This window comes from Arthrobacter sp. PsM3 (assembly GCF_030433895.1).
Lineage (GTDB): Bacteria > Actinomycetota > Actinomycetes > Actinomycetales > Micrococcaceae > Arthrobacter.
The window spans coordinates 1-20,555 of the sequence record NZ_JARUXE010000024.1; the positions used below are offsets into that span (position 1 = coordinate 1).

The window sequence follows — 20,555 nt, forward strand, 5'->3', positions numbered from 1 at the left end:
GCTCGGTATTCCCCCCACTAGAGGCTGCTACCTCGAGTCCACAGCGGCCACAATCTGGGTGGGGACCAGCCCGCCATCGATCGGACCGGCCTGTTCCTTCCAGCCGTCATCCGACCGGTGGAGAAGGATGCACTAGCGCCGGGATTCGCCACAGTTCACCGCAGACAATCCGCCCCTTTCCAACAGCGGCAATTTGGACGGATCAAGAGGCCGGGGATAGGGACGCCAGGCCGCTGCTCTCCCAGGGGGCCGGACCGGAAACCGGCGGAAAATGTGCTGGGATACGGGAGATGGCATGCCAGCGCCTTTGCAGCAGCCCAACGCGGTAAGAATTCCGGGGATCTGAAGCCGCTTGCGCAGAAAATCCGCGCTACGTCCCCTGTTGAGCAGATTCCACGACAAACTGTGCACACAGCAAAACTGATTCGACGCCGATACCGATTTCACGTCATCCGCACCGGAGAACAGAACCAGCCTCATCCACAGAAAAGGGGCCCGTTTCACGTGAAACGGACCCCTTCGAGAGTGCAGTGTCTGGATTAGCTGGAGGCCCCCGGTGACAGCACATCCATGATCCGGTTAAGGTCCTCCACGCTCGCGAATTCGATGCTTACACGTCCCTTGCGTGCACCGAGAGAAATCTTCACGTTGGTATCAAGCCGATCTGAGAGCGAGGATGCCAGATAGTCCAGGCGTTCGTGTCGGGCCCCGGGCCGCGGAATATTGTTTTTGGGTGTAGCTGCAGGGTTCTGATACAGCGTCACTGCCTCTTCGGTGGCGCGAACTGACATGCCCTCGGCAACGATCTTCTGGGCCAGACGTTCCATGGCCGCGGCGTCGGGAAGCCCCAGCAAAGCGCGGGCGTGGCCGGCAGAGATAACACTGGCGGCGACGCGGCGCTGCACCAGCGGCGGAAGTTTGAGCAGCCGCAGCGTGTTGGAGACCTGGGGGCGCGACCGTCCGATCCGGTCGGCAAGCTGTTCGTGGGTGGTGCCGAAGTCCTCCAGCAGCTGCTGGTACGCGGCCGCCTCTTCGAGCGGGTTGAGCTGGCTCCGGTGCAGGTTCTCGAGCAGGGCATCGCGGAGGAGGTCGTCATCGGTGGTGTCACGAACAATGGCGGGGATTGTTTGCAGGCCTGCGGCCTGTACTGCCCGCCAGCGACGCTCGCCCATGACGAGCTCGTAAGGTTCTCCACCCTCTTCAGTTGAGGTACGGACAACAATTGGCTGGAGGACGCCGATTTCGCGAACTGAATGCACCAGCTCCGCCATGTCGTCCTCATCGAAGACCGAACGCGGCTGTTTGCGGTTGGGGTGGATGTCGGTGACCAGGATTTCCGCGAAGCGGACGCCCGGTACCTCCACCAGTTCAACTCCCCGATCTTCCTCTGCGGGAACATCCGGCATCTCATCTGCAGCCGGTTTCGCCGTGGCTGGCTTCGGCGCTGTTGGCTGGCCAGCTTCCTTGGAGGCGGGGGTCTTTCGTGCCGGTGCTTTCTTGGCCCCGGCAGCGGACTTCGTGTCCGCTGTATCGGATCCGACAGCCGTGGGCGTCGGCTGCGACGCTGCAGCCGTCTCCTCGGCGGGCGCTGATGCGGACTCTTCCGCAGACGCTGCCTCGGCGGCCGGTGTCCGCTTTCGGGCTTCAGGGAAGAAAAGATCCACAGGGCGCGACGGAGCTGAACCGCTGCCGGAAGCCGCGGCGGAACTTGGAATGAGTGCCCCAAGTCCACGGCCGAGGCCGCGTCGCTTATCGCTCATGGATAAATCCCTCCATTGGAAGAGCCGCGCATCACCGGGCTCTAGCTAGTGCAATTCTTGAAAAGATTCTAACGTTCCGCGATTTCGGCTGCGGCTTCAAGGTAGGACAGAGCCCCGCTGGATGAGGGATCGTAGGTCATCACGGTCTGCTGGTAGCTGGGCGCTTCGGAAATACGCACCGAGCGGGGGACTACGGCGCCGAGGACCTGCTCCGGGAAGTGTTCGCGCACCTCGGCTGCCACCTGGGCGGCGAGGTTGGTGCGGCCGTCGTACATGGTCAAAAGGATGGTCGACACAACGAGATCAGCATTCAAGTGCTTCTGGATCATTTCGATGTTCTTCAGCAGCTGACTCAGCCCCTCGAGCGCGTAGTACTCGCACTGGATCGGAATGAGCACCTCGTTGGCTGCACAGAACGCGTTGACGGTCAGCAGCCCCAGGCTGGGAGGGCAGTCGATGAAGATGTAGTCCAGCCTCTCCTCGCCGTTTTTCGCACGCTCTTTGCAGTAGACGTCGATCGCACGGCGCAGGCGCTGCTCGCGGGCAACAAGGCTGACGAGTTCAATCTCGGCGCCGGCTAGGTGGATGGTGGCGGGCGCGCAGATCAGCTTGGCAATATCCGGGCACGGAGCCACGACGTCCTGCAACGGGATGTCGTTGATAAGCACGTCGTAAATGCTGTCAACGTCGGCGTGGTGGTCGATGCCCAGTGCCGTCGAAGCATTCCCCTGCGGATCGATGTCGATGACCAGAACGTTAAGCCCTGCCGCGGCCAGGGCGGCAGCGATGTTGACCGTAGTCGTCGTCTTGCCGACCCCGCCCTTCTGGTTCGAAACGGTGAAGATCCGCGTCTTCTCCGGCTTCGGAAGTTCTCGGCCGAGGAGACGTTCACGGCGCTTGTTCTCATGGGCCAGCTCGCGGGCAATGGGGCTGGAATCATCGATGGAATCCAGGACATTCGCGCTGGTGGCAGATGTTTCACGTGAAACACCTGCCATGCCGGCACTCTTTGCAACCGAAGCCGGTTTCTTCACGGAGTAATCGTGAGCGACGGGGGGCGCAACAAAGGCCCGTGCGGACCCCAGGGACACAAACGGGGGAATCCGTCGTGTGGAGGCTTCGCTACTGGTCACTGTGACACACTCACTCTCGTTCGGCTCTTGCTGCCGGTTACTAGCCTAACCTCTTACCCTTGGACACCGAGGCCACCGGGCTGACGCTTGGCAATCTTTTGAGGCTTATTCACGACGATTCGGACAACGGTTGTGGGTTCTTCGAGCAGGTCCTCGCCCACCAGCACAACGGACGTCTGGGTCCCGCCCAGTTTGCGGATGACCTTGGCGGCTTTTTCAATTTCCTCGCCGGCGCTGCGTCCCTTAATCGCGACAACCTCACCCTTTCCAGCCAGCAACGGAATGGTCAGTCCGGCGAGATTCGAGAGCGCTGACACGGCCCGGGCCGTGACCACGTCGGCGTTCACCATGCCAACAGCAAGTTCCGCACGGGTCCGCATGATCGTGACGTTCTCTAGACCGAGGTCATCAACGACTTCCTGCAGCCAGATGACGCGGCGTTCGAGGGGTTCGATCAAGGTGAGCTCAAGGTCGGGACGGGCAATTGCCAGGCAAAGGCCCGGGAGTCCGGCCCCGCTTCCGACATCAGCGACATGGCTTCCCTTGGCAATCTGGCTCTCAATCACGGCGCAATTGAGCACGTGCCGGCTCCAGAGCCGGGGGATTTCACGGGGACCAATCAGTCCCCGCTCCGTCCCGGACGTGGCCAGGTGCTCCACGTAGCGTTTGGCCAGCTCCAGGCGGTCCCCAAAGATCGTCTGAGCAGCTTTCAGTTCGGCAGCGGTAATTTCAACCATCAAGCTATCCGCGGGCTTCAGTCTGCCGAAACGACGATGTGGCGGTCGGCGCCTTCGCCTTCGGACTCGCTGACGAGGCCCAGTTCAGCGACGGCGTCGTGCACAATCTTCCGCTCGTAGGCGCTCATGGGCGCCAGCGCCACGGCCTCACCGGACGTTTTCACGGACTCGACGGCGTCCTCAGCAAGCTTCTGCAGCTCTCCGGCGCGCTCTGAGCGGTAGCCGTTGATGTCCAGGACCAGACGGGACCGGGTCTCCGTTGCGGACAGCACAGCCAGCCGCGTCAGCTCCTGAAGAGCTTCAAGGACCTCGCCGTCCTTCCCTACCAGGTTCTCCAGACCGGCTGCTTCTTCCTCAGCAACGATCGAGATGTAGGTGCGCCCGTTTCGGACTTCGATGTCGATGTCGCCGTCGATGTCGGCGATGTCCAGCAGTTCTTCGAGATAGTCCGCGGCGACGTCGCCCTCTTCTTCCAGACGGCTGGCGGAGCTGCCCCTGTCCTCAGAGCCTTCTGCGCCTTCCGCACCTTCGTCAGTGTCCTGCCCGGAATCCTGGACTTCGCTCAAGACGTCGTCCTGGTCTTCGATGGCTTCAGTGGAAATAGCGTGTTCGGTGCTCTCGGCGGACATTACTTCCTCTTCCTGTTCTTACGTTGTGGCTGGACGCGCTGGTTCTTGGCCGCCAGGGCCGCTGCTGCTGCCGTTTCGGCTGCCTCGGCCTCGGCCTTCTTGGCACCCGAGAGGGGCAGGGCGGGCAGGCCCTTGGCGGCACGGCGCTCGGCCAGGGCCTTGGCGGCGGGCGAACCCGGCGTCGGCATGCGTCGGATGACGAAGAACTGCTGCCCCATCGTCCAGAGGTTGGTGGTGGTCCAGTAGATCAGGACGCCAATGGGGAAGTTGATGCCGCCCACCCCGAAGACAACCGGCAGGACGTAAAGCATCATCTTCTGCTGCTTCATGAACGGACTGGCCATGGCCTCTTCGGACATGTTCTTGGCCATGATCTGCTTCTGCGTAATGAACTGTGAGGCCGTCATGGCCAGGATCATCACAATTGAGAGGATCCACACCGCAATCACGTTGCCGCCCTCGGGCGTGCCGTGCAGAAGAGTGGCGGAGAGCGGGGCTCCGAAGATGCTCGACTGGTCGAACTGCACGACCTGTTCGTGGCTCATCGCCCCGATGCTCTTGCCGTTGGTGGCCGCGTTCGTAATCCCCGAGAGGACCTGGAAGAGGGCGAAGAAGAATGGCATCTGGATCAGCATGGGAAGGCAAGCCGAGAACGGATTAGTGCCGTGCTTTTTGTACATGGCCATCTGCTCCTGCGCCATGGCCTGGCGGGAGAGCTGGTCAGTCTTGCCCTTGTACTTGTCCTGAAGCTTCTTCAGGTCCGGCTGCAGCAGCTGCATGCCGCGCTGTGCCTTGATCTGCTTGACGAAGACGGGAATCAGGGCCGCACGGATTACCAGCACCAGCCCGATGATGGACAGGGTCCACGTCCAGCCACTGGCGGCGGGCATGCCGATGGCGCTCAGGCCATCGTGGAAGACCACCATGATGGCGGACACAAGCCACTTGAACGGAAACATGATTGTTTCAAAGAAGTCCATACGATATCCCTATTCGTCAGGCCGCAGAACGGCCTTCTCCATCAGTCTGAGCAGCCAGGTACTTGTCCGGATTGTTCAGCACAACAATTGTGGGGGTGCGGTTTGCGGGCCACTGGCATTTACCGGCGGGGACGTGGTCCACACCGCCGGCATTCCAGGGATGGCAGCGCAACAGGCGCTTGACCGCCAGCCAGCTCCCTTTCACCGCGCCGTGGACCGTGATTGCCTCTAGGGCATAGGCCGAGCAGCTCGGGAAGAAGCGGCAAACCTGGCCGTACAGCGGTGAGATCACCTTGCGGTACGCCAGGAGCAACAGAATGAGGATATTGCGGGGCAAATTCCAGACTGCCCGGCCCAGCCATCCGGCTGCGGTTCTTGCAGGAGGGACGACGGCGGCAGTTGAGTTACGCACGCGGGGTCCCTTCCTGTGTTGTCTCGTAAGAAACTGAAGAAGCAGCCTTCGGAAGGCGGCTGCCCAGCCGTTTCATGTTGTTCTCCAAGGCGGCGTCATAGTCCGAGCGCAGTTGGTCCCAGCTGGCACCCGCCGCGGCAGGCAGAGCCCGAACCACGATCGCGAACCCGCTGCCGTATTTCTGCAACGACATGGCGCCGACTTCTCTCAGTCTCCTCTTAACGAGGTTCCTGACAACAGCGTTCCCGACACTCTTGGAAACGATGAATCCGATCCGGCTTGGTTCATCGGCAGCGAGGGCTGCCGTATATAACACTACGTTCCGGCGTCCATTGCGGACACCGGAACGTACAGTTGTTGAAAAATCGGTTGCTGTCCTCAGACGGTTGCGGGTGGCTAGCACCTTTACACTCGCACAGGGATGTGGACCGACGAGTCAGTTATTTAGGCCGACAGCTCGGTGCGACCCTTGCCACGACGGGCTGCCAGGATGGCACGGCCGGCACGGGTACGCATACGAAGGCGGAAGCCGTGCTTCTTGGCTCGACGGCGGTTATTCGGCTGAAAAGTCCGCTTGCTCACGTTAGTTACTCCAGTGGGATCAAAGGTGCGCCCACCCGATCAAGGGGAAGAACTGGTCGACGCTAAGTTTTGTATGTGCCGCTATCCCTCGACTCGCAAGACGCGGAACGTCGGGAGAGATTCAAATGAGGCGAAAAGCGTACACATGGGACTTCACAACGTTAGGGCTTGCCGCCCTCCCGAGTCAAACCGGGGGTTGCTTCACAAGCTTTCCCCAGCTGTGGCTAACTGCCCCCGCAGCCTGTGGATGAAGCGGGTCACAGGCCCTGTTTGAGAACCACAACGGTGTAATTATCCACAGGAGAGAACCCAGCTATCTTCTGGCCTTTTGATCCCCTACAGTGGCTCAGTAGCCCATTATCCACGGACTGTGCATAACCCTGTGGATTATCCGGGGTCCAGCACGCTGGATCGACCCGTGGGGCTGCAGGTAATGAAGGCAAGCAAGTTTGAGGAACTGATTGATGACAGTAGACGAAGCCAACCAAGCCAACACTGTCGGAAGTTCCTGGCGGCGGGTCGTGAGCCTCCTGGAGAACGACCACCGTGTAACTCCCCGGCAGCGCGGCTTTGTCATCCTCGCCCAGGCGCAGGGCCTCATCGGATCCACCCTGCTGGTGGCCGTTCCCAATGAACTCACCCGCGAAGTACTGCAAACGCAGGTGAAGGATGCCCTCGACGACGCACTCCGGAACGTCTTCTCCGATGAGATCCGTTGCGCGATCGACGTCGACACCGATCTGGTGCCGCTCCACACCGAGCCGGAACCCGCCGTCGAGCTGTCCCTCGTGTCCGACCCCTCGGTGGAACTGAAGCCGCAGCCCATGCTGCCGAGCACCTCCCACGAATTTGGCCGCCTCAATCCGAAGTACGTCTTCGACACCTTCGTGATCGGGTCCTCCAACCGCTTTGCCCACGCCGCCGCCGTCGCGGTGGCTGAAGCGCCGGCGAAGGCCTACAACCCGCTCTTTATCTACGGAGACTCGGGGCTGGGCAAGACCCACCTGCTCCATGCGATTGGCCACTACGCCCGCCGGCTCTACAGCGGGATCCGGGTCCGCTACGTGAACTCCGAGGAATTCACCAACGACTTCATCAACTCCATCCGTGACGATGAAGGCACCAGCTTCAAGACGACCTACCGCAACGTGGACGTGCTGCTGATCGATGACATCCAGTTCCTGGCCGGCAAGGACCGGACGCTGGAGGAGTTCTTCCACACCTTCAACGCCCTGCACAACAACAACAAGCAGGTGGTCATCACCTCCGATCAGCCGCCCAAACTGCTTGCCGGTTTCGAGGACCGGATGAAGTCGCGGTTCGAGTGGGGCCTGCTGACGGACATCCAGCCGCCGGAACTCGAAACCCGGATCGCGATCCTCCGGAAGAAGGCCCTCAGTGAGGGCCTCTCCGCTCCGGACGATGCCCTGGAGTACATCGCCTCGAAGATCTCGAGCAACATCCGCGAGCTTGAGGGGGCCCTGATCCGCGTCACGGCCTTCGCCAGCCTCAACCGCCAGCCGGTGGACGTCGCCCTGGCCGAGATGGTTCTCAAGGACCTCATCACCGATGACGGAGCCCAGGAGATCACCTCCGCGCAGATCCTCACTCAGACTGCCGACTACTTCAAGCTCAGCATGGAAGAGCTCTGCAGCAAGTCACGGACCAGGACCCTGGTGACCGCCCGGCAGATCGCCATGTACCTGTGCCGCGAACTCACGGACATGTCCCTTCCCAAGATCGGGCAGGAGCTCGGCGGCCGCGACCACACCACTGTCATCCACGCGGACCGCAAAATCCGTGAGCTGATGGCCGAGCGCCGAGTGATCTACAACCAGGTGACGGAACTGACCAACCGGATCAAGCAGCAGCAGCGTAATTCCTGAGCTGCCCGTCCGCGCACTCTTACCTTATTAACAGGCACCTGTGGACAAGCCTGTGGATAGTTAAGGGGACAACCGCGGTTAATGGGCTTAAAACCCTTAAGGCGCCTGTGGATCAGCGGTGCGGCCAAAAATGTTATCCCCATCCACACCCTGTTTAAAACCTCCTCCACCCACAGTCCATGAACAGGGCTTAACCCCGGGATCGCACCGCCAAACAGGGTTATCCACAGTATCCACAGCAGTTATTAACACTACTAATCCCTAGAAAATGAAATTCCCTCAAATAACAACTTCGTTCCGGACCCCACACACCGCCGGGACCGTCCCGGACCCCGGCCGGAAACCGGCACTCGGCCGGCCCGGCCGAACCACATGGATGTAACCCGGGGATGGGAGAATCACACTTCTTGCGGCTAAGCTGTCTGCAGTGTGTCCGTCCTGGACATCTTTTGTGATTCCCTGCCGGGCCGGTGGCCCGGCCACCAGCGATGACAGCAGCAATGAAAGGCGGCACCCTTCCGTGAAGTTCAGAGTCGAACGGGACGTCCTGGCAGAAGCCGTGACCTGGACCGCCCGGTCGTTGTCTCCGCGGCCGCCAGTACCCGTACTTTCCGGCCTGCTCCTCAAGGCTGAAGCCGGTACCGTCAGCCTCTCGAGCTTTGACTACGAGACGTCCGCCAGGCTCGAAATCCCCGCTGACATCACCACCGAAGGCACGATTCTGGTGTCGGGACGCCTGCTTGCTGACATCTGCCGCAGCCTGCCGTCCGCACCCGTCGAAATCGAAACCGACGGCAACAAAGTCACCCTGAGCTGCCGTCGGAGCAGCTTCCACCTGGCCACCATGCCTGAAGCCGAATATCCGCCGCTGCCGTCACTGCCCCCGATCAGCGGCACGGTCCCGGGCGACGCGTTCGCCCAAGCTGTTTCCCAGGTGATCATCGCTGCCAGCAAGGACGACACCTTGCCGATCCTGACCGGCGTGCGGATGGAGATCGAGGACGACCTCATCACGCTGCTGGCCACCGACCGGTACCGCCTGGCCATGCGCGAAGTGCCGTGGAAGCCAGTCACACCCGGCATCTCAACCAGCGCACTGGTGAAGGCAAAAACGCTCAACGAAGTGGCAAAGACCCTGGGCGGCAGCGGCGACATCCACCTTGCCCTCGCCGACGACGACAGCCGGCTCATTGGATTCGAAAGCGGCGGCCGCACCACCACCTCGCTGCTGGTGGATGGTGACTATCCCAAAATCCGCTCACTCTTCCCTGAATCCACCCCGATCCACGCGACCGTCCAGACCTCGGAGCTCGTCGAAGCTGTACGGCGCGTCTCACTCGTGGCGGAACGCAACACCCCGGTCCGGCTCGCCTTCACCCAGGGCCAGCTGCACCTCGACGCCGGAACCGGCGAGGATGCCCAGGCATCCGAAGAGCTGGAAGCCAACCTCACCGGCGAGGACATCACCGTCGCGTTCAACCCGCACTACCTGATCGAGGGACTGAGCGTCATTGAGACCAAGTTTGTGCGCTTCTCCTTCACCAGTGCGCCCAAACCGGCCATGATCACGGCCCAGAACGACGCCGACGGCGAGGACCAGGGCGACTACCGCTACCTGGTCATGCCCGTCCGGCTGCCCAACTAGCTGACAGCAGGTGCCGGCCGGAGGACTCCGGCCGGCACCAGCCGCCAGCCAGCTGGCGCCGGCACCACCCGAAACACTCCATCGCAGAAAAGAGTTCATACCGTGCACATCGGACTTATCGGCCTTGGAAAAATGGGTTTCAACATGCGCGAACGGCTGCGCAAGGGCGGCATCGAAGTCACCGGTTTTGATCGCAACCCGGATGTCACCGACGTCGCGAGTGTGGACGACCTCATTGCCGCCCTGCCGGCACCGCGCCTGCTTTGGGTGATGGTCCCGTCCGGCGAGATCACTGATGCCGTGATCACCGAACTTGGGAACAAGCTCGACGCCGGCGACCTCGTGATCGACGGCGGCAACTCCCGGTATACCGAGGACCAGAAACACGGTGCCTCGCTGGCTGAAAAAGGCATCCGTTTCGCCGACTGCGGTGTTTCCGGCGGGGTCTGGGGCCTGCAAAACGGCTACGGCCTGATGGCCGGCGGGGACGCCGCGGATATTGAACACGCGATGCCCGTCTTCGATGTGCTCCGGCCGGAGGGCGACCGAGCCGACAGCTTCGTCCACGTGGGCGGGATCGGCGCGGGCCACTACGCCAAGATGGTCCACAACGGCATCGAATACGGACTGATGCAGGCCTATGCCGAGGGCTACGAACTCCTTGCCGCCAAAGACATTGTCACCGATCTTCCCGGAACATTCCGCGCCTGGCAGAAGGGAACCGTCGTGCGGTCCTGGCTGCTGGACCTCATGGTCAAGGCCCTCGACGAGGACCCCGGACTGGCATCGATTGACGACTACGTCGAGGATTCCGGTGAAGGCCGCTGGACCGTGGAAGAGGCAATCGCCAACGCCGTACCCGCCCCGGCCATCACGGCCGCCCTGTTTGCCCGCTTCTCCTCCCGCGAAGACAACTCGCCGGCGATGAAAATGGTTTCCGCGCTGCGCAACCAGTTCGGCGGACATGCGACCCGCCCGGCAAAATAGTCCTGCCCTGAGATCCTGATCCCGGCGTGTACCTAGAACACCTCTCACTTACAGATTTCCGCAGCTACGCCCAGGTGGAACTGAGCCTTGAACCCGGCGTCACCGTGCTGGTCGGCTCGAACGGCATCGGCAAAACCAACCTGATGGAAGCCATCGGCTACCTGGCCACGCTCAGCTCGCACCGGGTCAGTTCGGACGCCCCGCTGCTGCGTTTCGGGACCGGACGGGCGATGATCCGCGCCAGACTGGTCCGCGGCGAGCAATCCACCGTGCTCGAACTCGAAATCAACAGCTCCCGTGCCAACCGCGCCCGGATCAACCGCAGCAATCCGGTCCGGGCCCGGGACATCCTTGGCATCTGCCAGACCGTTCTGTTTGCCCCGGAGGACCTGGCCCTGGTCAAGGGCGATCCGTCCAGCCGGCGCCGCTTCCTGGACGAGCTCCTGGTCAGCCTCATCCCCAGGCACGCAGCCACCCGCAGCGACTACGACCGGGTGCTCAAGCAACGCAACGCCCTGCTGAAATCCGCCCGCGCCGGCAAATTCTCCAGCGGCCACGAGGCCACCCTGGATGTCTGGGACCAGCACATGGCCCGGGCCGGAGCCGAGCTCCTGCACGCGCGGCTTGAACTGGTGGAACGGCTCAGGCCCCACCTCAAGAACGCCTACGCGCAACTCACCGACGGGTCCAAAGATGCGGGCGCCATCTACCGCTCCACACTGCAGGGTGCATTGGAGGACGACGGCGCCGGCCCGGCTGCGGGCCCCGTCTCCGCCCGCGGCACGGAAAGCACCGGGCCGGCCGAGGACCTGCGCCTTCTCTCCGTCGACGAACTCACCGGACGCTACGTCCAGGCTTTCGCGGCGTCACGGCGCAAGGAACTGGACCGTGGGATCTCCCTCGTCGGTCCACACCGCGACGAACTCGAACTCGTCCTGGGCGCGGCCCCGGCGAAAGGCTACGCCTCGCACGGCGAAACCTGGTCCATGTGCCTGTCCCTGCGGCTGGCCTCGTACTATGTCATGCTCGATGATGCCCGCACGGGCGGGTCCGCCCCCATCCTGATCCTGGATGACGTCTTTGCCGAACTTGACGTCCAGCGGCGGCGTAAACTGGCCGCAATAGTATCCGGCGCCGAGCAGGTGCTTGTGACCGCCGCCGTCGAGGACGATATCCCGGCCGAACTGTCCGGGCGGCGGGTGAAGGTAATTCCGGGAGGAATCGATGAGCAGGAAAATCGATGAATAAGGATACCGACGGCGGCCTGCAACCGGGCCGCGATCCGGACGACATCGACGCTGCCCAGTCGGCACTGAACAGGATGCGCGAGGCTGCCGCGTCCCGCGGCGAAATCCGGCGCAAGGCTCCGCCGCGGCCCGGCAGCACCCCGCCAAAAACAGGCCGCAGTTCCGGGGTCACCCGCGGTTTCGGACAATTCCATGGCACCGGCCGGGATCCGATGGGCCTCGGCAAGGTAGTGGGCCGCCTTGTGGCCGAGCGCGGCTGGAGTTCCCCCGTGGCCGTTGGCTCGGTTATGGCCGAGTGGGCGACGCTCGTGGGACCGGAAATTTCCGCCCACTGCACCCCGGAGAGCTTCACCGACACCACCCTCCACGTCCGCTGTGATTCCACCGCCTGGGCCACGCAACTGCGGCTGCTCAGCATCAGCCTGCTGGAGAAATTCCGCACCGAACTCGGTGACGGCGTCGTGACCAAAATCCAGGTCCTGGGACCCGCGGCCCCGAGCTGGCGGAAGGGTGGCCGGACCGTCAACGGCCGCGGCCCGCGGGACACCTACGGGTAGTTCCCGCACCTGCCGGAACACCAGATCTGAAGCACTCCTTGCAAAACTCTTGAAAAATCCGCAAACGGCGTGTAGGGCGCCCATGCGCCCGGGAGTCGTATACGCACCCCAACCCGGTACTCCTGGAGCCTTGCAGGTGGAGTCTATGGCCTCCCAGCGGCACTTTGCTTCCCGTTTAGGCCCCCGGAATGCGGGTTTAACCCCTATAACACGCTAGAATTGCGGTAGATAACTGGGCGCCGGTGAAACGTTGACTGAGTCCGTTTCCGACGCAATATCCGCGTGCGGTATACGGATCCTCAAGCCAGCAGCACATCCGGGGCCATCAGTGACGTGCCCGTTGGCAGTAGCTGTTTCCTCCGGGAAAGGGCAACGGCCGGCCTTTAGCGAAAAAAGAGGAGTCGAAAGCGCCTGTGGCTAACGACAATGCAGAGATCCCGGCAGTGGAACCAGTAATGGCTGTGGCGGCGGACACGCCGTCGGGAACAGCAACTGCCCACGGCTACGGCGCCAGCGACATCACGGTGCTCGAAGGCCTGGAAGCTGTCCGGAAACGTCCCGGCATGTACATCGGCTCCACGGGACCCCGTGGTTTGCACCACCTGGTCTATGAAGTCGTGGACAACTCGGTCGACGAGGCCCTGGCCGGGTACTGCACCCACATTGAAATTGTGCTGCAGGCCGATGGCGGGGTCAAAGTGGTCGACAACGGCCGCGGCATCCCGGTCGACATGCACCCGACGGAGCACAAGCCGACCGTGGAGGTCGTGATGACCATCCTGCACGCCGGCGGCAAGTTCGGCGGCGGCGGCTACGCCGTGTCCGGCGGACTGCACGGTGTGGGTATCTCCGTCGTGAATGCGCTTTCGAGCCGCGTCGACACCGAGGTCCGCCGGCAGGGCCATGTCTGGCGGATGTCCTTCGCCGACGGCGGCAAGCCACAGGGCGGCCTGATCCAGGGCGAAGAAACCACCGAAACCGGCACCACCCAGACGTTCTACCCGGACGCCAGCATTTTCGAATCCACGGAATTCGATTTCGAAACGCTCCGCGCCCGCTTCCAGCAGATGGCGTTCCTGAACAAGGGGCTGCGCATCACGCTGACCGATGAGAGGCGCGCCGCGGCGGAACCGTCCGAGGATGGGGACCTTGACCTCGACGCTGTCCCCACCGAAGGGGAAGTCCCGGCGGAGTTCCACACCGTGGTGTACCAGTACAACGACGGCCTGCTGGACTACGTGAAGCACCTGAACTCCGGCAAGAAGGTCGACGTGGTCCACGAGGACGTCATCGCCTTCGAAACCGAGGACACCGAACGGCACATCGCTCTGGAAATGGCGATGCAGTGGACCAACGCGTACTCCGAGAGCGTCCACACCTACGCCAACACCATCAACACCCACGAGGGCGGCACCCACGAAGAGGGCTTCCGCGCCGCGATGACCTCGCTCATCAACCGCTATGCGCGGGAGAAGAGCATCATCAAGGAGAAGGATGACAACCTCACCGGTGACGACATCCGCGAAGGCCTGACCGCCGTCATTTCGGTCAAGCTGGCCGAACCGCAGTTCGAGGGCCAGACCAAGACCAAGCTCGGCAACTCCGAGGTTAAGGGCTTCGTCCAGCGCGTCGTCACGGATGGACTCGGCGACTGGCTGGAACGGAACCCCGGCCCGGCCCGCGACGTGATCCGCAAGGCCATCTCTGCCGCGCAGGCCCGGATGGCAGCGCGCAAGGCCCGCGACAACGCGCGCCGCAAGAGCCCGCTGGAGTCCTTCGGCATGCCCGGCAAACTCTCCGATTGCTCTTCGAAGAACCCGGAGAAGTGCGAGGTCTACATTGTGGAGGGCGACTCCGCCGGCGGATCCGCCAAGCGCGGCCGCAACCCGGAGACCCAGGCCATTCTTCCGCTGCGCGGCAAGATCCTGAACGTGGAGCGTGCCCGGCTGGACAAGGCCCTGGGCAACGCTGAGGTCCAGTCCATGATCACGGCGTTCGGCACCGGGATCGGCGAGGACTTCGATCTGAGCAAACTGCGCTATCACAAGATCGTCCTGATGGCCGATGCCGACGTCGACGGACAGCACATCACCACGCTGCTGATGACCTTGCTGTTCCGCTACATGCGCCCGCTGATCGAGAACGGTTATGTCTACCTCGCGCAGCCGCCGCTCTACCGGATCAAATGGTCCAACGCCCCGCACGACTACGTCTACAGCGACCGGGAACGGGATGCCCGGCTGCTTTCCGGCCAGGCGGCCGGCCGCCGCATCCCCAAGGACAACGGCATCCAGCGCTACAAGGGCCTCGGTGAAATGGACTACACCGAACTGTGGGACACCACCATGGACCCCGACCACCGCACCCTGCTGCAAGTCACCATGGACGACGCCCTGGCCGCGGACCAGACCTTCTCCACCCTCATGGGCGAAGATGTCGAATCCCGCCGAAACTTCATTCAGCAGAACGCCAAGGACGTTCGGTTCCTCGATATCTAGCGGTCGCCACGCGCCCTGAATATTCCCGGACTGATATATACCTGAAACGGAAAATATAGACTATGAGTGACGAAACACCAGAAGTTCCGGACGGACCGGCCGATGCTGAGCCTGTGATTGAGGGAACTGTCCTTGACACCGATGTCCTGACCGACCGTGTCGAGCAGGTGGACCTGCAGACGGAAATGCAGCGCTCCTACCTCGACTACGCGATGGCCGTCATTGTGGGACGCGCCCTTCCGGACGTCCGCGACGGGCTCAAGCCCGTCCACCGCCGGGTGCTCTATGCGATGTTCGACGGCGGCTACCGCCCGGAGCGGTCCTTCAACAAGTGCGCCCGCGTGGTCGGCGAAGTCATGGGCCAGTACCACCCGCATGGCGACACCGCCATCTACGATGCGCTGGTCCGCCTGATCCAGGACTGGACCATGCGCTACCCGCTGGCGCTGGGACAGGGCAACTTCGGCTCGCCGGGTAATGACGGTGCTGCAGCACCGCGGTACACGGAAACGAAAATGGCGCCGCTGGCCATGGAAATGGTCCGCGATATCGACGAGGAAACGGTCGATTTCCAGGACAATTACGACGGCAAGAACCAGGAACCCACCATCCTGCCGGCGCGCTTTCCGAACCTCCTGGTCAACGGCTCCTCGGGCATCGCCGTCGGCATGGCCACCAATATCCCGCCGCACAACCTCCGGGAGGTCGCCGACGGCGTCCAGTGGTACCTGGCCAACCCGACCGCCAGCCGCGAGGAACTGCTTGAAGAGCTGATCGTCCGCATCAAGGGACCCGACTTCCCGACCGGGGCCACCATCCTGGGCCACAAGGGGATCGAGGACGCCTACCGCACGGGCCGCGGCTCGATCACCATGCGCGCCGTGGTCAATGTGGAGGAACTCCAGGGCCGCACCTGTCTCGTGGTCACCGAGCTGCCGTACCAGGCCAACCCGGACAACCTGGCGATTAAGATTGCCGAGCTGGTCAAGGACGGCAAGATCTCGGGAATCGCCGACCTGCGCGATGAAACCTCGGGACGCACCGGCCAGCGCCTCGTAATCGTGCTCAAGCGCGACGCCGTCGCCAAGGTGGTGTTGAACAACCTCTACAAGCACACCCAGCTGCAGGACAACTTTGCCGCCAACATGCTCGCGATCGTCGACGGCGTGCCCCGCACGTTGAGCCTGGATGCGTTCATCCGCCACTGGGTCACGCACCAGATGGACGTCATCGCCCGGCGGACCCGCTACCGCCTGCGCAAGGCCGAGGAGGAAGCGCACATCCTGCGCGCCCTCCTCAAAGCGCTCGACGCGCTCGACGAGGTCATCGCGCTGATCCGGGCGTCGAACACCACCGAAGCTGCCCGCGACGGGCTGATGCAGCTCCTGGACATCGACGAACTCCAGGCGCGCGCCATCCTGGACATGCAGCTGCGCCGCCTTGCGGCCCTGGAACGCCAGAAGATCCAGGACCGCCACTCCGAACTCGAAGCCATGATCACCGAGTACAACTCGATCCTTGCTTCGGAGGAACGCCAGCGCGGGATCATCAGCACCGAGCTGGCCGAAATCGTGGCCAAGCACGGCGATGAGCGCCGCACCAGGGTCTTGCTGGGCTTCGACGGCGACATGTCGATGGAGGACCTGATCCCCGAGGAGGAAATGGTCGTCACGATCACCCGCGGCGGCTACGTCAAGCGCACCCGCAGTGACAACTACCGCTCGCAGCAGCGCGGCGGCAAGGGCATCAAGGGCGCACAGCTGCGCGGCGACGACGTCGTCGAGCACTTCTTCGTCACCACGACCCACCACTGGCTGTTGTTCTTCACGAACCTGGGCCGGGTCTACCGGGCGAAGGCATACGAACTCGTGGAGGCCGGACGCGACGCCAAGGGACAGCACGTCGCGAACCTGCTGGCCTTCCAGCCGGACGAGCACATCGCCCAGGTGCTGGACCTGCGGGATTACCAGCAGTCACCGTATCTGGTTCTGGCCACCAAGCGGGGCCTGGTGAAGAAGACCCGCCTTGAGGACTATGACACCAACCGCTCCGCAGGAGTCATCGCGATCAACCTGCGCGACGGGGACGAGCTGGTCTCCGCCCAGTTGGTCTCGGAGACGGATGACCTGATGCTCGTCTCCCGCATGGGGCAGTCCATCCGCTTCACCGCCACCGATGAGGCCCTGCGTCCGATGGGCCGGGCAACCTCCGGTGTCACCGGCATGAAGTTCCGCGAGGACGACGAGCTGCTGGCGGCCGACGTCGTCACCGACGGCTCTTTCGTGTTCATTGTCACCGAGGGTGGCTACGCCAAGCGCACCGCCGTGGAGGAATACCGGCTCCAGGGCCGTGGCGGCCTCGGCATCAAGGTCGGCAAGTACCAGGAGGAGCGCGGCCACCTCGTGGGCGCGCTGATTGTGCAGGAGGAGGACGAGGTCCTGGTGGTCATGGAAGGCGGCAAGGTGGTCCGTTCCTCAGTGGCCGGAGTGCCGGCCAAGGGCCGCGATACCATGGGGGTCATCTTTGCCAAGCCGGACAAGAACGACCGCATCATCGAGGTGGCGCGCAACAGCGAACGCGGCCTCGAAACCGACGATTCGTCCGAAGGTGAAGATGCAGGACGAGATACGGGCGGGGACACGGGTGAAGATGCAGACGTGGCGGCCGAAAGTCAGTCATCCGCGCCGGATGACGTAACGTTGGCTGAAGATAGCGGATCACATGAGGGGTCCGCAGCGGAAGAATCAGCACCGGCCCCGGAGTCAGATGAGTCATCAGGCAATGCCGAGCTGGACGAAGACAACACCGGAGGTAACGAGTGAGTAATTCCGACTCATATCCCAAGTCGAACAGCGGCGTTCCTGGCGGAGTGCGGCAGCCAGCCTCCGCGCCGCGGGTGAGCGCGCCGGCCCGTCCCGAGCAGCGCCCCGGAGTGCCCGGCAGCGTCAACGGATCGGTCCAGCGGCCAGCGGCACCCGGCCAGCGTCCCGTGCAGGGCCGCCCTGCGGTTCCGGGACAGCGTCCGGTGACGCCGGGACAGCGGACGGGCCAGAATACCGCCGGGCTGATCAAGCCGGCACCCAAGGCCAAGGTGCGCCGTGCCCGCCTGCTGGTGAGCAAGGTTGATCCCTGGTCCGTGCTGAAGATGGCGTTCCTGCTGTCCGTAGCCCTGGGCATCGTGACGGTAGTGGCAGCGATCGTGCTCTGGACCGTTCTGGACCTGACTGGAATTTTCGACCAGGTCGACGGCCTGCTCGGAACCCTGGCCGGCTCGGAAGGTGGTGGCTTCGAATTGAAGAAGGTCGCCTCGCTGGGACAGGTGGCATCCTTCGCCACCATCATCGCCGTTATCAACGTGGTCCTGCTGACGGCGCTGTCGATGCTCTCGGCGGTGCTGTACAACATCTCCGCCACCCTCGTGGGTGGCATCGGCGTCACCCTTACGGACGACTAAAACCCTTAGTTTTCCCGGACTTTTCCCGGGGAAATGCCTCGATTTGAGATCGGGCCGGGATGTGCTGTACAGTCATATCTCGGCCCGATGAGGCATCGGGGCGTATAGCTCAGGCGGTTAGAGCGCTTCGCTGATAACGAAGAGGTCCCAGGTTCAAGTCCTGGTACGCCCACGGAATCTGTACAGATTCAAGTGGAGGTTCGGTTGATATTTGGTTATCGCCGGACCGGAACGGGGTGCATGTGAAGAAGTTGCTCGTTGTTGCAGCTACGATCGCAGGCGTCCTGCTCTACAGGAAAGTGCAGGAATCCGAGGCCCGGAAAACGGTCTGGAGCGAATCAACCGATACGGTTGACTAGCCCTGATTCCCGGTTCGGGAGCTGGAAAACGGCTCGCCGAACTAGGGTATGATTGCCGGGTTGCTTCTTATGGGGGCATGGCGCAATTGGTAGCGCACCTGCTTTGCAAGCAGGGGGTTCGGGGTTCGAGTCCCCGTGCCTCCACCATAGGAAAGGCCCCGGACCGCGGAAACGCGGTCCGGGGCCTTTTGCATGCCCGGGAAACTTTCCGACCCGGTTCCCATTTAGTTCCGACTGGGCCGCCACTTGAGTCCGCCGCAAGGCTGGGAGCTGCCGGCGTCATTCCTTGGGTTTGGCGTAGTCGTCCATGCCCTGCCAGTCGATATAGACGTAGGGCTCGTCGCCGACGACCCAGGCATCGTGACCCGGCGGGATGATGCCGAAGTCACCGGGGCCGAACTCGTTCTCCTCGCCGTCGTCCATTACGACCTTGAGGCGGCCCGAAACGGTGTATCCCTTGTGGGCAATCATGCAGCTGTCCGTCTGGGCGATCGGCTTGACGTGCTGGGACCACTTCCAGCCAGGCAGGAACGTCGTTCGTGCCACGGCGCCGGCGTCGAGATTGACGAGCTCCACGTGGCCCATCCCGTCTTTGACGGGGCGGGTTTCCTCCGGATTGTCCAGGCTCTTGCGGATGGTTGCAGCCATGATGGTCTCCTTTGTGGATGATTGTGAGACCGGATTTAAGACTGTCACCGCCGCCTGCGGCGGTCAAGGATGTGCGGGCGCCAGCGGCCCGCTCCCCGCCCCCACTACTGTGGGACCGTGAACTTCTTCCTTGCCGCCCTGGGCGTCCTCGGAGTGGCCGCCTCCGGGCCTCTCATTGCCGCTACCCTGGGTGCCACCTCGGTCAGTGCCCTGGCGATCGCCTTCTGGCGCAACGCGATCGGGTCGGTCGTCATGGCGGGGCCCGTGCTGGTCCGCAACCCCCGCCAGTTCGGCCGGGTTACCGGCAGGGAGTTTGGCTGGTCGCTGGCGGCTGCCGTGGCGCTGGCGCTGCACTTCGCCTGCTTCATCACCTCGTTGCAGCTGACCTCCGTCGCGGCGGCCACCGCGCTCGTCTGCCTCCAGTCCGGCTGGATCGCAATCTTCCAGCTCTTCCGGGGCGTGAGGCACCGCTGGCCGGTCCTGGCGGGGCTGGGGATCGCCTTCGGCGGCGTTGTTGTGATTACCGGCTTCGACATGGGGGGCTCGCCGAAGGCGCTGCTGGGAGACCTCCTGGCGGTAGCGGGCGGTGCCCTCGCGGGCGTCTATACCCTTGCCGGCGGCAAGGCGCGCCAGACCATGGGGACGGGTGTCTACACGAGCCTCTGCTACGGCATGTGCGCCGCCGTCGTCGCGCTGCTGGCATTGTTCTCACAGCAGCCGCTGGCGGGATTCGAAGCCGCCGGCTGGTTCGGCATCCTGGCGATTACGGTGTGCGCGCAGCTGATCGGCCACACGGCCTTTAACCACCTGCTCGCCACGATGAGTCCGCTGCTGGTGTCCATGATCATCCTGCTGGAGATTCCCGGTGCCGCGCTGCTCGCTGCAGCGTTTCTGTCCGAGACCCTGCCGGCCGGAACCTATGCCGGTCTCGTGCTGATCCTGGTGGGGCTCGCCGTCGTCGTCGTGGGGCAGCGGGGTTCCCGTCTTGTGCGGCGCAGTGCAGCCCCGCTGGCGGAGCTGGGGACAGACTGACGGGCGACC

General features: G+C 63.2%; 19 protein-coding genes and 2 tRNA genes. 12 read left to right on the forward strand and 9 right to left on the reverse strand.

The annotated features are described in order from the left end of the window. Positions 1-539 precede the first annotated feature (539 nt). The 8 genes from QCD75_RS13575 to rpmH form a co-directional block, all read right to left on the reverse strand. A complete protein-coding gene (locus QCD75_RS13575) occupies positions 540-1,760 on the reverse strand; it encodes a ParB/RepB/Spo0J family partition protein (RefSeq protein WP_301229439.1) in 1,221 nt (406 codons plus the stop codon). Positions 1,761-1,828: 68 nt separating this feature from the next. After that, positions 1,829-2,893, reverse strand: a complete 1,065-nt coding sequence (locus QCD75_RS13580; RefSeq protein ID WP_301229441.1) for a ParA family protein — start codon at positions 2,891-2,893, stop codon at positions 1,829-1,831. Positions 2,894-2,946: 53 nt separating this feature from the next. Then, a complete protein-coding gene (gene rsmG / locus QCD75_RS13585; protein WP_301229443.1) occupies positions 2,947-3,630 on the reverse strand; it encodes a 16S rRNA (guanine(527)-N(7))-methyltransferase RsmG in 684 nt (227 codons plus the stop codon). Between the two features lie 17 nt (positions 3,631-3,647). Beyond that, positions 3,648-4,259 (reverse strand): Jag family protein, encoded by a 612-nt coding sequence (locus QCD75_RS13590; protein WP_301229445.1) that lies wholly within the window; start codon positions 4,257-4,259, stop codon positions 3,648-3,650. Further along, positions 4,259-5,239, reverse strand: coding sequence for a membrane protein insertase YidC (yidC, locus tag QCD75_RS13595; RefSeq protein WP_301229447.1), 981 nt, complete (start codon positions 5,237-5,239; stop codon positions 4,259-4,261). The genes QCD75_RS13590 and yidC overlap by 1 nt, the downstream gene beginning before the upstream one ends. 16 nt (positions 5,240-5,255) lie before the next feature. Further along, a complete protein-coding gene (gene yidD, locus QCD75_RS13600) occupies positions 5,256-5,651 on the reverse strand; it encodes a membrane protein insertion efficiency factor YidD (protein WP_301229449.1) in 396 nt (131 codons plus the stop codon). Further along, positions 5,644-6,054: a ribonuclease P protein component gene (gene rnpA / locus QCD75_RS13605; RefSeq protein ID WP_301229451.1), complete on the reverse strand. Its 411-nt coding sequence runs from the start codon at positions 6,052-6,054 to the stop codon at positions 5,644-5,646. Before rnpA ends, yidD begins: the two co-directional genes overlap by 8 nt. 41 nt (positions 6,055-6,095) lie before the next feature. Next, on the reverse strand, positions 6,096-6,233 hold the full coding sequence (gene rpmH / locus QCD75_RS13610) for a 50S ribosomal protein L34 (protein ID WP_003800212.1): 138 nt from the start codon (positions 6,231-6,233) through the stop codon (positions 6,096-6,098). Positions 6,234-6,697: 464 nt separating this feature from the next. Between rpmH and dnaA the strand changes: the two genes are divergently transcribed. The 11 genes from dnaA (at position 6,698) to QCD75_RS13665 (ending at position 19,013) form a co-directional block, all read left to right on the forward strand. Further along, the gene (gene dnaA, locus QCD75_RS13615) at positions 6,698-8,119 is read left to right on the forward strand and encodes a chromosomal replication initiator protein DnaA (protein WP_226758733.1); all 1,422 of its coding nucleotides are present in this window, start codon (positions 6,698-6,700) and stop codon (positions 8,117-8,119) included. A gap of 520 nt (positions 8,120-8,639) precedes the next feature. After that, on the forward strand, positions 8,640-9,764 hold the full coding sequence (gene dnaN / locus QCD75_RS13620) for a DNA polymerase III subunit beta (RefSeq protein WP_301229454.1): 1,125 nt from the start codon (positions 8,640-8,642) through the stop codon (positions 9,762-9,764). Further along, positions 9,765-10,751 carry a phosphogluconate dehydrogenase (NAD(+)-dependent, decarboxylating) gene (gene gnd, locus QCD75_RS13625; protein ID WP_301229571.1) on the forward strand — a complete coding sequence of 329 codons (987 nt, stop codon included), beginning with the start codon at positions 9,765-9,767 and terminating at the stop codon, positions 10,749-10,751. A gap of 26 nt (positions 10,752-10,777) precedes the next feature. Then, the gene (gene recF / locus QCD75_RS13630; RefSeq protein ID WP_301229456.1) at positions 10,778-11,995 is read left to right on the forward strand and encodes a DNA replication/repair protein RecF; all 1,218 of its coding nucleotides are present in this window, start codon (positions 10,778-10,780) and stop codon (positions 11,993-11,995) included. After that, a complete protein-coding gene (locus tag QCD75_RS13635) occupies positions 11,992-12,555 on the forward strand; it encodes a DUF721 domain-containing protein (protein ID WP_301229458.1) in 564 nt (187 codons plus the stop codon). Before recF ends, QCD75_RS13635 begins: the two co-directional genes overlap by 4 nt. A gap of 413 nt (positions 12,556-12,968) precedes the next feature. After that, positions 12,969-15,053, forward strand: a complete 2,085-nt coding sequence (gene gyrB, locus QCD75_RS13640) for a DNA topoisomerase (ATP-hydrolyzing) subunit B (protein ID WP_441005487.1) — start codon at positions 12,969-12,971, stop codon at positions 15,051-15,053. 62 nt (positions 15,054-15,115) lie between these two features. Further along, complete coding sequence (gene gyrA, locus QCD75_RS13645) at positions 15,116-17,875, forward strand: DNA gyrase subunit A (protein WP_301229460.1); 2,760 nt, start codon at positions 15,116-15,118, stop codon at positions 17,873-17,875. Then, a complete protein-coding gene (locus QCD75_RS13650; protein ID WP_301229462.1) occupies positions 17,872-18,507 on the forward strand; it encodes a DUF3566 domain-containing protein in 636 nt (211 codons plus the stop codon). The genes gyrA and QCD75_RS13650 overlap by 4 nt, the downstream gene beginning before the upstream one ends. Positions 18,508-18,605: 98 nt before the next feature. Then, positions 18,606-18,679: transfer RNA gene (locus QCD75_RS13655), tRNA-Ile, on the forward strand. Positions 18,680-18,749: 70 nt separating this feature from the next. After that, complete coding sequence (locus QCD75_RS13660) at positions 18,750-18,866, forward strand: DLW-39 family protein (RefSeq protein WP_282378815.1); 117 nt, start codon at positions 18,750-18,752, stop codon at positions 18,864-18,866. 71 nt (positions 18,867-18,937) lie between these two features. After that, positions 18,938-19,013 (forward strand) — tRNA-Ala (locus QCD75_RS13665). Between the two features lie 132 nt (positions 19,014-19,145). On the opposite strand, the gene QCD75_RS13670 is transcribed toward QCD75_RS13665, so the two are convergent. After that, a complete protein-coding gene (locus QCD75_RS13670; RefSeq protein WP_301229465.1) occupies positions 19,146-19,514 on the reverse strand; it encodes a cupin domain-containing protein in 369 nt (122 codons plus the stop codon). Positions 19,515-19,631: 117 nt separating this feature from the next. Between QCD75_RS13670 and QCD75_RS13675 the strand changes: the two genes are divergently transcribed. Beyond that, positions 19,632-20,546: a DMT family transporter gene (locus tag QCD75_RS13675; protein ID WP_301229467.1), complete on the forward strand. Its 915-nt coding sequence runs from the start codon at positions 19,632-19,634 to the stop codon at positions 20,544-20,546. The last annotated feature ends 9 nt before the right edge of the window (positions 20,547-20,555 follow it).

What these genes read in the sequence shown, in the direction of transcription:
- QCD75_RS13575 (WP_301229439.1), bottom strand. Translation starts at nt 1,760, where the DNA reads ATGAGCGATAAGCGACGCGGCCTCGGCCGTGGACTTGGGGCACTCATT.
- rsmG (WP_301229443.1), bottom strand. Translation starts at nt 3,630, where the DNA reads ATGGTTGAAATTACCGCTGCCGAACTGAAAGCTGCTCAGACGATCTTT.
- QCD75_RS13590 (WP_301229445.1), bottom strand. Translation starts at nt 4,259, where the DNA reads ATGTCCGCCGAGAGCACCGAACACGCTATTTCCACTGAAGCCATCGAA.
- yidC (WP_301229447.1), bottom strand. Translation starts at nt 5,239, where the DNA reads ATGGACTTCTTTGAAACAATCATGTTTCCGTTCAAGTGGCTTGTGTCC.
- dnaA (WP_226758733.1), top strand. Translation starts at nt 6,698, where the DNA reads ATGACAGTAGACGAAGCCAACCAAGCCAACACTGTCGGAAGTTCCTGG.
- QCD75_RS13635 (WP_301229458.1), top strand. Translation starts at nt 11,992, where the DNA reads ATGAATAAGGATACCGACGGCGGCCTGCAACCGGGCCGCGATCCGGAC.
- gyrA (WP_301229460.1), top strand. Translation starts at nt 15,116, where the DNA reads ATGAGTGACGAAACACCAGAAGTTCCGGACGGACCGGCCGATGCTGAG.
- QCD75_RS13670 (WP_301229465.1), bottom strand. Translation starts at nt 19,514, where the DNA reads ATGGCTGCAACCATCCGCAAGAGCCTGGACAATCCGGAGGAAACCCGC.